Below are 648 nucleotides of genomic sequence, written 5' to 3'. Positions count from 1 at the left end.
CCCGATCCGCGCCCTTCGGCAGATAGGCGGTGGCGAAGGAACCCAGCGCGCCGTGATGCACCACATAGGGATCAGTGATCGGCAGGATCACCCTGGCCGCGTCCTTACCCAGCCATTCGTCGAGAAGATCCTGGACATAGACGACATTGGGCGAGCCGTCGGCATGATGCTTCGGCTTCATGCCATGATCGGCGGTGACGACGATCGCCGCGCCCTGAGCATCCAACTCGACAAGGTACTTGTCGAACATCTCGTAGAAGGCATTGGCCTGGGGCACCACCGGCGCATATTTGTGCTGCACATAGTCGGTGGTGGTGAGATACATCACGTCCGGCCGGAATTCCTTCAGCAGTTGCACGCCGGCAGCGAAAACGAATTCCGAAAGTTCCGCGGAATAGACCTCGGGCACGGCCAGGCCGAAATGCTTGGAGGCATTGTCGATCCCGTGTTCGGCTTTCGTCGTGGTGTCGGACCTCTCGGCCGAGAAGCACATCGCCCTGCCGTCGTCGAACTTCAGCCCCTTGCCGAGCAGCGCCCTGAGCTTGTCCTTGGCCGTCACCACCGCCACCTCCGCGGCCCTCGTCGTCGGCTCGCTGCTTGCCGTCGGCATTGCCGCTTCCCGCCTCGCCGCGGGCTTCGCTTTCGTCG

At 62.8% G+C, this 648-nt stretch carries 2 pseudogenes; one reads left to right on the top strand and one right to left on the bottom strand.

Going from position 1 to position 648, the window contains the following annotated elements:
- A pseudogene (locus EN852_RS34630) lies at window positions 1–574 on the bottom strand (alkaline phosphatase family protein); the annotation flags it as partial.
- Between EN852_RS34630 and EN852_RS42725 the strand changes: the two are divergent.
- Window positions 549–648 (top strand): annotated as a pseudogene (locus EN852_RS42725) (NAD(P) transhydrogenase subunit alpha); the annotation flags it as partial. The pseudogenes EN852_RS34630 and EN852_RS42725 sit on opposite strands and share 26 nt — an antisense overlap.

It is taken from the genome of Mesorhizobium sp. M2E.F.Ca.ET.209.01.1.1, from assembly GCF_004010375.2.
GTDB lineage: Bacteria > Pseudomonadota > Alphaproteobacteria > Rhizobiales > Rhizobiaceae > Mesorhizobium.
Note: the sequence above shows the minus strand (reverse complement) of the source record. Positions and strands in the feature narration are given on the sequence as shown.